The organism is Pseudomonadota bacterium (assembly GCA_030860485.1).
Classification (GTDB): Bacteria; Pseudomonadota; Gammaproteobacteria; order JACCXJ01; family JACCXJ01; genus JACCXJ01.
In genome coordinates, this window is the sequence record JALZID010000147.1 from 1 (window position 1) to 10,122 (window position 10,122).

Consider the following 10,122-nt stretch of genomic DNA (forward strand, 5'->3'; position numbering starts at 1 on the left):
GCTGACGGGATTGCGCCCGTCAGCTCGACCCGATCTCGCTCAATCCTTGCTGGTTGGGCGTCTGCATTGCAAAGCGCGAGGCCGTGTGGCACATGGGCCGCGTCGCGATCGGACAGACCGACTCATCTTGTTTCCTTTACCGGGACTTCGCACGTTCCATCCAGACACCCGCCGATGTCCTTCTCAATCCTTTGGCGAACTGGCGGGACGTAGGTGAATGGCAGCACGAGCCAGTAGGTTGGGATATGTTTGCAGAGCAAACGGAAGCAGTCGATGCCCTTAAGCGTGGCCCCTGTGCGCAAGTCTTGAACCGCAATTTCACCGACGAGCAATTGCCCGGTAGGAGGAGTTTCCGTGGTGTCTTCGAAGTGACCCAACCAATCGAACCGATGGTGCATGCGTGCATAGCCAGCACAGCGCTCACACTCAGGGTGCCGGTACAGACGAATCGCCTTCATTCTACGAATCTCATTCTCAAGTTGATGACGCCCAACGTTCCGGTTGTGTACGCCCGACATGGGCATGAACTTATGGGGTGAAAGTCCCCTGTAGGAGTACCGATAATGTCCAATTGTAGGACACATATAACTACTAGCCGAAGGCAAGGGCAATCCCGCGAGGGGTGGTCTGAAGGAAGCCCGAGCGCAAAGGTGCGAGCCGACGGACAGAAAGCGCATAGAAGGCTCAGTCTCCGGGCGAGTCAGCACAAGATGACGAAGCCCACCGGGTACGGGAGATAGGGTAAATGCGGCGGTTGTGCACTGACAGTGGATGCGCGCCCTCCGTGGCGCGCCCCCTTCGGGCGTGCTTCGCACGTCCCGTTTCTTCCCGAAGAAACGGTCATGTTCTTATTCGGGGAGATCCGCCTGGCGTGCGGCCGGGATAGGCCACGGGAGCCGGACTGAGGACCATGTCGAAAGGCATGGGGTAACCACCGGACCCTACCGCTTGTTTTTGACAGCGCGTCCAGCGGTAACGCGGGGCGTGACCGGGCAGAAGTCAGCAGAGGCCATAATAGCCGTGATCCAGGAGGGAGCCACGGTGAAGGGTCGAACACGAAAGTACAAGGAGGAGCCGTGATGCACTCGCCTTCGGCAACGAGCCCGACCGGGGGAGCCGAGGCGCGGCGTGTATTCACGCAGCCAGCCTTGCACGATGACCTGATGGGGCGACGGCACGACACTCACGTCACGGACGCCGGTTTTGCCAATCCTGCAAGCCACCACGCTGCATCGCGGAAGCGGCCCAAGGAAGTACCAAGTCTGCCACCGTGCGATGCTAAAGCCGCATGATCTGAACAACTCGTGCCATTCCGACCTCGTACGGATCGCCCCTCAAGGCCGATCCGAATTGAGGGACCTGGCTCCGCGCTTTCGGAGGGACGGATCAATAGATTTGCCATGGCCAATCCCGAGCACGCTCCTCACACGGCAAACGCGCCGAGGAGGCGCTGCGTCATGCGGGCCTGTGGGATCGCATCCAGGACCATCTGGTCTTGGGCGAGAACGTCTCCGATACCGCTCACTTAGCGACTGCCGGAGGGGCTCAGGGTGGCATCATCGCCTATTCCCAGGCGCTCTCGCCATCGGTCTCGAAGTTCGGCCGCTACGCGCTCATCCCGGACGCCTGGCACGAGCCTTTGAAGCAACGCATGGTGCTGATCAAGGGCGCGAACGAAACCACACAAGCGTTCTACTGGTACCTGCAGCAACCCGCCGCGCGGGATATCCTGCGACGCTACGGCCTCACCCTGCCGGGCGAACAGTAAGACCGGGGTTTGATGGATTGCTATCGGGTGGACGTGGCGACGATTCGGACGTGTCGGCGATCGTCTACAATGGTGTGCTGAACCGTGAGGAAACCTTGACCTGGGCCGCGGGGCAGCGCCGCGAGGGAATGAGCGGCGGATGCAGACCGCTCCCTCCTTCGGCCCCGACAGACGGGGTACGGCACCGCGACAGGTCCCCCGCATAGGTACTATGGAATTCAAATGCCAGTAGCCGCGGGTCCGCCGCCGACAGGCGAGGACGCCACCAAGCGGGTGCGCGAGACGGTGGACGCCGTCTACCGCTCCGAGTCGCGCCGTGTCTTGGCCACCCTGATCCGCCTGCTCGGGGACTTCGACCTAGCCGAGGAAGCCCTGCACGACGCCTTCAGAGCAGCGCTGGAGCAGTGGCCGCGGGATGGTGTACCTGCCAATCCGCGGGCGTGGCTCGTTTCGGCGGGGCGCTTCAAGGCGATAGACGGCATGCGCCGGCGCGCCCGATTCGATGCTCTGGACGATTGTACGGAACAAGTCGACGCTGGCATCGACGAGACCGCAGCGCGCGACGACGAGGGCGTCGAGGACGATCGGCTGCGGCTGATCTTCACCTGCTGCCATCCAGCCTTGCCGCCGGACGCCCAGGTAGCGCTGACGCTGCGCGAAGTATGCGACCTCACGACCGAGGAGATCGCGCGCGCGTTCCTGACCGCTGCGCCCACGCTCGCCCAGCGGATCGTGCGTGCCAAGGCAAAGATCCGCGACGCGCGCATTCCCTATGAGGTGCCATCGCTGACCGATCTCCCGGATCGAGTGGACAGCGTGCTGCGCGTGGTTTACCTCGTGTTCAACGAAGGCTACTCCGCGTCATCCGGTGCGTCGCTGACGCGCCACGATCTGTCGGGCGAGGCGATCCGCTTGGGAAGGCTGCTGGTCGAGTTGCTGCCGGAGCCCGAGGCGCTGGGCCTCCTCGCGCTGATGCTGCTGCAGGAATCGCGGCGCGCCGCGCGCAGCTCGCCGGCGGGCGAACTGGTACTCCTGGCCGAACAGGACCGCTCGCTCTGGAACCGGGATCAGATCGCGGAGGGATCGGCGCTGGTGGAGCGGGCGGTCGGGTCGCGCCGGTTCGGTCCGTACACACTGCAAGCGGCGATCGCCGCGGTCCACGCCAACGCCCCCAGCGCCGCCGCGACCCACTGGGCCCAGATCGTCGGATTGTATGACCTGCTGGCGCGGGCCGAACCGTCGCCCGTGGTCGAACTGAACCGCGCCGTGGCGGTGGCGATGCGCGATGGTCCTTTGACCGGTCTTGATCTCATCGACGCCATCCTGGCGCGCGGCGATCTCGCAAACTACCACCTGGCGCACGCGGCGCGCGCCGACCTGTGCCGGCGGCTGGGGCGGACAGCGGAAGCCCGCGCCTCCTACCAACGCGCCCTCGGCTTCACGAGGCAGGAGCCGGAGCAACGGTTTCTCGAGCGCCGGCTGCGCGAACTACTGGGTTGAGGCGGCGAACGTAGATCTAGACAGGCGGGCTATGAGGGCGAGATCCATCGTCTGTCCTCCTGCCGGCGCATGGGGATCCGAGCGCAACGCTCTCGCGCGGCACTCCGATGTCGATTTTTGCCTTCTTCGAACGACTATCCGATGTGAACAAGTTTTCCAGGCCGAACCGGAGATGTTGGGCGGCTTCCTCAACGCGACCAGCACCAAGGACTGGGTGCGGCATCACGACCGGCACGGCGACGGCCCAAGGGATACGACAGTGGTTGAGGGGTAGGAAGCCACCCGAGCCGTTTCATCATTTTGAATCAAATCGAGGAGATCGCTATGGATACCAAAGACAAGCTCCACGGCGCCCCAGTTGGTGTGAGCTGCTAACCACCGACGTTGCGGACGCCAAGCGCTTTTACAGCAAGCTCTTGGTACTGATCTACTGAGACCAGGCGGACGTCGCCGTATACGCCTCACGAGCGGTGTCGATCCGGACACCCGCAGTTCGACTGATTGATGGAGTCGCAGATGAAATACATGTTACTCATTTACCTTGACGAGCTGGCGTTGAGCGAGACCGAACGGGAGGACTGTTACGTGGAGTCCACGCAGCTCGCACAACAGATTAAATCAAGCGGCCAGTATCTGGCCGCCAACCCGTTGCACCCGACATCAACCGCGACCAGCGTCCGGGTGCGGGACGGCAAACGGTTCGTGACCGACGGTCCGTTCGCGGAGACGCGCGAACAACTGGGCGGTTACTTCTTAGTCGACGCCCGGGATCTCGACGAGGCGATCGGTATCGCCGCACGGATCCCGATGGCGCGCAAGGGTACCGTCGAGGTCCGGCCGGTGATCGACATCGCGGGCCTGCCGACTGATCAATAACGAGGATATAGGAGATGCCGATGAAGATTGAACCGCAGAAAGAACACCAGTGGCTGCAGAAGCTCGTTGGTGAATGGGCCTATGAGTCCGAGTGTTCGATGGAACCCGGCAAGCCGCCCGAGAGGTTCGCGGGGTCGGAGCGCGTGCGTTCGCTGGGTGGCCTCTGAGTGCTGTGCGAGGGCTCCGGCGAGATGCCCGGCGGAGGCATGGCGACGACATTGATGACCCTTGGCCACGACCCGCAGAAGCGGCAGTACGTCGGGAGTTTTGTGGCATCGATGATGACCTACCTATGGGTGTACGATGGGTCGTTGGACGCGGGGGGAAAGGTACTGACGCTCAATGCCGAGGGCCCGAGCCGCACCGACGATGGAGAGTTCGTGAGGTACAAGGACGTGATCGAGGTCAAGAGCGACGACCACCGGGTGATGACGTCGCATTCGCTGGGCGATGATGGGAAATGGCACCCATTTATGACGGCGAACTATCGGCGGACGACGTAGTGACCGCAGCGCTGCAACTCAAGGGTGTGGATGCGTACGGAAAGCACTGGCAAGCGTGTCTTTGCCTGTGTCCGCACCGATGATATCTTCGAGATCCACGACCTGCACATCGCTGCAGGCTACGACGTGGCCTTTAGCCATGGCCCCAGCCGTTGCAGCGGAACAGGAGGTGCCCCGATGTTTCTGACTCTACAAGTCTTGGCTGTCGTACTCGTGTCGGTGGCAATGGCGCTCGCGCTCGCCCATGCGCTCGAGCTGCCTGGCAAACTGCGGCTGTCGAAGGCGGCATACCTCAGCACACAGCCGATCTACTATCCGGGTTTCACGATCGGTGGAATGGTCGGCGAGGCCGGAGGCCTGTTGACCACGCTCCTACTCGTGCTTGCGATGCCGGCGGGAACCGCGGAGTTTTGGCTAACGCTCGGTACGTTCGTTGTCCTGTTGGCGATGCACGCCGCGTATTGGGTGCTGACCCATCCCGTGAACATTTCTGGCTCAAGGATTTTAAACTCGAAGGTGCCAGCGGCCACTTCTTTTCATTCGATCCGTTGAAGCGAGAAGCCGATGCGCGCACGCAGGACTGGACGGTGCTGCGGAACCGCTGGGAGCTTTCGCACGTCCTGCGTGCGGGACTTGGCCTGCTCGGTCTGACGCTGCTCGCCGCGGCAGTTGTGCTCTGAACGATGGTGCGCCGTCCAAATCGAGCGGCTATGATTTTCTTGTCGACTGTCATCGCCGTGCTCAGCGTCATAGTCGTATCGCTCGCGATCCCGTTGGAGGTCTGGCGGACCGGGCGTCTGGAGGCTCCGCCGCTCGATCTCGTCAGCGGCGGGCAGCTCGTGTCGCGATCGAGCCGGATCTGGATCGATACAGATGCGGCCTGTGGCGCGACACCGACGACGGATCCTGACGATTGCCTGGCCATTGTCTGGCTCGCCGCGAATGGGCCCAACATCGTAGGCATCTCGTCCAGCTACGGAAATGCCAGCGCCGATATCGTCGAGCGCACGACGGAGGCGCTCGTTGCCACAATGGGGAACAGTGGGCTCCCGCGCATTACCGTCTGGCGCGGCGCGGCAGGTCCCCTCCCAAATTCCGGCAATGCAACGCAGCCGGCCCACGCGGCGCTTCGCGCTGAGTTGGAGCAGGGCCCGCTCACGATTCTCGCCTTGGGCCCGCTGACCAACGTGGCCGCGGCCCTCGACGGCCGGCCCGATCTGCAGCGCAATGTCGCGGGGCTCGTCTCCGTGATGGGTCACAGGCCGGGGCACATCTTCCATCCATCCGAGGGATCGGAGCGCGGCATGTTGCTGGGACACGGGCCCATCTTTCGCGACCTGAACTTCGCCAAGGACGAGGTCGCGGCACGATCGGTTTTGCGCATGCGCCCGCCGATGACGCTGGTCTCGTACGATGCGGCGCGCCAGGTTCGGATCACGGCCGACGATCTTGACAGGCTGACCCGGCTGGGACCGGCGTTCGCGTGGGTGGCCAGCAGAGCCCGCGGGTGGCTCGATTACTGGCATGTCGACATCGGCCAGCCCGGCTTCTATCCATTCGACTGGGTAGCCGCCGCATACGTGGCGGAGCCTGGCCTGTTCGGCTGCGCCGTGACAAACGCCTGGATTGCCGACGAGTGGGCGTTCTGGCTCTACCCTCGTCCAAGCCTGCTGGTCGGTGCGCAGACCCCGGCGAACGCCACTGTAAAGGCCGACTTGATCTATTGTCCACAGGCCAACCCCTCACTTCACGGCTATCTCCTGACAGGTGATAACAAAGTGGAGACGTGATTTAAGAGCGTACCCCGGGGTCGGCAGGATGACGCTGAACAGGAGCAAGTACGGAGGCGAGCGTGGCCGCCAGAAAGCGTCACTGAACCTGTCGATTGCGCGGACCTTCGTTCGACTAGAGAGTAGAGCCGGGGGTTGAGCCGGTCGAATCCGCTCGGACGCCCAGCTTTTAACCAGAAACTAGAAGGAGAAATTACGATGATCAAGCCGCAAGTAAAGCCCGTTCCGGAGTGGATGCACACCGTGACGCCGCACTTGATTTGTGCCGGCGCAGCCGATGCCATCGAGTTTTACAAGAAGGCGTTCGATGCCGTGGAAATGGCGCGGGTGCCGGGTCCACAGGGCAAACTCATCCATGCTTGTATCCGAATAGGTGATTCGGTGGTCATGCTGGTTGACGAATTCCCCGACTGGGGTTCATTCGGACCGAAGTCACTCAATGGTTCACCGGTCACTATCCATCTCCAGGTCGAGGATGTCGACGCGGTGTTCGAACGTGCCGTCCGTGTTGGGGCGAAGATTACGATGCCACTCGAGGACATGTTCTGGGGCGATCGTTATGGCAAACTCGAAGACCCGTTTGGTCATCATTGGTCGGTAGCCACGCACATTCGCGATGTGAGTCCGGAAGAGATGCAACAGGCGGCGCAGAAAGCATGTGGCTAGCAAGCCTGAATTTCGTAGGCGGGTGGAGTAGGACTTCTGCGATAGGCACAGGGCGTGGACGTGCCTGCGTCCGAATCCGCCCACAAGCGCAGCTCTCAATCGTTACCACAAGGAGTTACCACGATGCGATTCATGATTTTGGTCAAAGCCGACAAGAACACGGAAGCGGGCGTTCTCGCCAACGAGAAGCTCCTTACCGAGATGGGGAAGTACAACGAAGAGCTGGTGAAAGCCGGCGTGCTGCTCGCGGGCGAGGGGCTCCAGCCGAGCTCGAAAGGCGCGCGCGTCCAGTTCTCTGGAGAGAAGCTGACCGTGATCGACGGGCCCTTCACCGAGGCGAAGGAGCTAATCGCCGGCTTCTGGCTATGGCAGGTGAAGTCGAAGGAAGAGGCGATCGAATGGGTCAAGCGCTGCCCCAATCCCGCTGGCACGGAGGCCGAGATCGAGATCCGCCAGGTGTTCGAGGCGGAGGATTTTGGTGCCGAGCTCACGCCCGAGCTCAGGGAGGCGGAGGAGCGCATGCGCGAACACATCCAGAAATCCGGCAAGCCGTAGGGCGCGAAACCGTAGTGGCGGCGCGCTGCGAGTCGGTGTCGCCGAAGGATCTCGCGCAGGACGCGCTCGTCACGGCGACGATCTCGTGCGCCTCGTGTTGACATCCAATGCTCTCTGCCGAGGCCCGCGTTGCGCTCACGCTGCGCTTGCTCGGAGGTCTGACGACCGAGGAGATCGCGCGTGCAGTCCTCGTCCCGGAGCCGACCGTGGCCCAGCGAATCGTCCGGGCCGAGCGCACCCTCGCCGAGGCACGCGTCCTCTTCGAGATCCCCGCGCACACGAGCCCGCCCCCCCGTCTGTCGTCGGTGCTCCAGGTCCTCTACCTCGTCTTCAACGAAGACTAGTCGGCGACCGCCGCTGACGACTGGATGCGACTTGCGCTGTGTGACGAGGCGCTGCATCTCGACCGCATCCTGGCCGAGCTCGCTGCAAAGGAGCCGGAAGTCCACTCGATCGGCGCATCGAGGCGCACATCTTCATCGCCTTCCTCGCCTATTGTCTGCACGTCACGCTGAGCCGACGATTGCACTCCTGGCGCCGGGTTGACCCCGCGCAGTGTCATTGAGAGGTTTGCCGTCGTGCAGATGCTCGATGTGCACATACCGACCACCGACGGTCGGGAGCTGATCCTCCCCCTGAGCCGGAGCAGACGCTGCTGCTGCAAAGACTCGCGCTCGATGTGCCCGCTCAACCGCCGCCGAAGATCACCACCGCCGAGGTGACTGTCAGCCATGGCCGCGTACTGCGGGCCTACGGAGGCCCCTGTGAGCAATATCAACTACTTAGGATCTAAGTATCTCCCGAATCGGCTAAGTCGGTTCAGTTTCTTCATGCCAAGTCAAGTGCATATTTCACAGAAGTTCTGTGACTTAGTTACATGACAGAACGTAGAGGAGGTGCGATCCTCATCCCATCCTTGCTTCGCTAAAAATCACTTTCAATCATTAGACCCGATCCCCGGTCATCGGTATTCCCAAAGACCGGCAGCGTGCAACGCCCCGAAGAGCCCGACAGGGCTCTATTGCGGTCTCGAAACCATCGCCAATCACCGGCGCGCAGGGCGTACTACGGAGGATCTGGTCAAGTACTACGCGAAGGGCAGCGGGGAGGTACTCGGCTGGATAACCCATAGGCCTAAACGGTCAGGTTACCCTGCATGAGCACGCCCGGGATATTACGTTACGGTCTCCGGCTGCCAGTCAACCGGCGGCGCAGCCCTTGGCGCAATGGTGCAGGGGATCTACTGCGGTTCTATGCTCGCTTCGAGTCGTAGAGTGACAGTTTCATAGCTTCGCGTGGGATAGATCATTCGGCTGCCTAACTTTTTGCAGACCGCCATCTTTCCCTCGAGCATGGGGCGTCTCTCACGGCGAATGGACGGGGCGTACGGCAGGTCCGATTGCATATTAGGATTAGCGTTTCCCAGCGGTAACGGTCGCTGCGGCCCATGAAACGGGCCGCATAGGTGGTGACAAATCTACTGTGAGTGGGATGCGAGGAGTTATGTCGCGAAAGAGAGTCTTGCTGCTAGATCTTGATCTGACTGGAGGCGTATCAGAAACCCTGCAAAGGATCCTAGCCCGCGATCCCGCGATAGATATTGAGGTTTCAAGATTATCGCCCCCCGTCGGCACGGTTTCCTCGGTCGCCCCGGAGCATACTGAAATAGGCTTGGAGGTTCAGCACGACCTGCTTTTTATTCTTGTCACCGGCCGTCTCGTCAACCAGGCTGCCACTCTCGTTAAATCGCTTCGGCGTTGTAATACCGAGGTCCCTCTCATTATAGTCATCGATTCCATGGAGCCAGACGACCTATGGGACCTGCTAGAACTGGGTGCAAGCGACTTTGTGACGCACCCCTTGAGGCCCTTGACATCTTGCCCCGTGTTCGCCGGTTATGGGAGAGGCGCTCGCCAGCGGAGACGATGACACAGGCGTTAAAAGAAAAGCTCGGCCTCGCACAATTGTTGGGCGAAAGCCCAAGCTTTCTAGCTCAACTACACAAAGTCCCCGCAGTCGCGAAGTGTGACGTTAAGATCCTGATATCGGGTGAAACAGGTACTGGTAAGGAGGTATTCGCGCGCGCGATTCACTACTTGAGCCCTCGGGCACACAAGCCCTTTGTCGCGGTCAACTGTGGTGCTATTCCGCTGGAGCTAGTGGAAAACGAATTTTTCGGCCACGTGCGTGGTGCCTATACAGGGGCTTCAGCGTCTCATGCAGGCCTGCTGGCGGAAGCCAACACCGGAACGCTTTTTCTAGACGAAATAGACCCTCCAGTTGCATAAACTTCCACGCGGATCGTCAGGAAAGGGCGTAGAATACAGGGTTGCACTTAGTTTGTAGCGTTGCGCTTGACATCACCACCGGTGATATCCAGCCTTTAAGTAAAATAACTGGTCTCATGATCAGAAAGACTAGGAAGCGGTCTGCACTTCGCGGTATAATGTGTTTCCGCAAACAA

The 10,122-nt window shown here is 61.3% G+C and carries 7 protein-coding genes and 4 pseudogenes; all 11 read left to right on the plus strand.

The features are described 5' to 3' along the window. Nucleotides 1-1,477 precede the first annotated feature (1,477 nt). The 11 genes and pseudogenes from M3461_08110 to M3461_08160 all read left to right on the plus strand — a co-directional run bounded on the left by M3461_08110 (nt 1,478) and on the right by M3461_08160 (nt 9,928). Nucleotides 1,478-1,768, plus strand: a complete 291-nt coding sequence (locus M3461_08110) for a substrate-binding domain-containing protein (GenBank protein MDQ3774314.1) — start codon at nt 1,478-1,480, stop codon at nt 1,766-1,768. 222 nt (nt 1,769-1,990) lie between these two features. Then, nucleotides 1,991-3,268 carry an RNA polymerase sigma factor gene (locus M3461_08115; GenBank protein ID MDQ3774315.1) on the plus strand — a complete coding sequence of 426 codons (1,278 nt, stop codon included), beginning with the start codon at nt 1,991-1,993 and terminating at the stop codon, nt 3,266-3,268. A gap of 516 nt (nt 3,269-3,784) precedes the next feature. Then, nucleotides 3,785-4,144, plus strand: a complete 360-nt coding sequence (locus M3461_08120) for a YciI family protein (protein ID MDQ3774316.1) — start codon at nt 3,785-3,787, stop codon at nt 4,142-4,144. Between the two features lie 20 nt (nt 4,145-4,164). Beyond that, nucleotides 4,165-4,647 (plus strand): annotated as a pseudogene (locus M3461_08125) (DUF1579 domain-containing protein). Nucleotides 4,648-4,677: 30 nt separating this feature from the next. Beyond that, the gene (locus tag M3461_08130; protein MDQ3774317.1) at nt 4,678-5,199 is read left to right on the plus strand and encodes a hypothetical protein; all 522 of its coding nucleotides are present in this window, start codon (nt 4,678-4,680) and stop codon (nt 5,197-5,199) included. A 167-nt stretch (nt 5,200-5,366) separates the two neighbouring features. Next, nucleotides 5,367-6,437 (plus strand): nucleoside hydrolase, encoded by a 1,071-nt coding sequence (locus M3461_08135; protein MDQ3774318.1) that lies wholly within the window; start codon nt 5,367-5,369, stop codon nt 6,435-6,437. Nucleotides 6,438-6,635: 198 nt separating this feature from the next. Beyond that, entirely contained in the window at nt 6,636-7,103 is a 468-nt protein-coding gene (locus M3461_08140; GenBank protein MDQ3774319.1) for a VOC family protein, read from the plus strand. Between the two features lie 123 nt (nt 7,104-7,226). After that, nucleotides 7,227-7,658 carry a YciI family protein gene (locus M3461_08145; GenBank protein MDQ3774320.1) on the plus strand — a complete coding sequence of 144 codons (432 nt, stop codon included), beginning with the start codon at nt 7,227-7,229 and terminating at the stop codon, nt 7,656-7,658. Nucleotides 7,659-7,759: 101 nt separating this feature from the next. Then, nucleotides 7,760-8,107, plus strand: a pseudogene (locus M3461_08150) (RNA polymerase subunit sigma-24). A 2-nt stretch (nt 8,108-8,109) separates the two neighbouring features. After that, nucleotides 8,110-8,367 (plus strand): annotated as a pseudogene (locus M3461_08155) (IS1634 family transposase). 1,306 nt (nt 8,368-9,673) lie between these two features. After that, nucleotides 9,674-9,928: pseudogene (locus M3461_08160) on the plus strand (sigma-54 factor interaction domain-containing protein). Nucleotides 9,929-10,122: the final 194 nt, after the last annotated feature.

Excerpts from the sequence above, each read along its gene's own strand:
- M3461_08115 (MDQ3774315.1), top strand. The coding sequence starts at position 1,991 with ATGCCAGTAGCCGCGGGTCCGCCGCCGACAGGCGAGGACGCCACCAAG.
- M3461_08120 (MDQ3774316.1), top strand. The coding sequence starts at position 3,785 with ATGAAATACATGTTACTCATTTACCTTGACGAGCTGGCGTTGAGCGAG.
- M3461_08130 (MDQ3774317.1), top strand. The coding sequence starts at position 4,678 with ATGCGTACGGAAAGCACTGGCAAGCGTGTCTTTGCCTGTGTCCGCACC.
- M3461_08140 (MDQ3774319.1), top strand. The coding sequence starts at position 6,636 with ATGATCAAGCCGCAAGTAAAGCCCGTTCCGGAGTGGATGCACACCGTG.
- M3461_08145 (MDQ3774320.1), top strand. The coding sequence starts at position 7,227 with ATGCGATTCATGATTTTGGTCAAAGCCGACAAGAACACGGAAGCGGGC.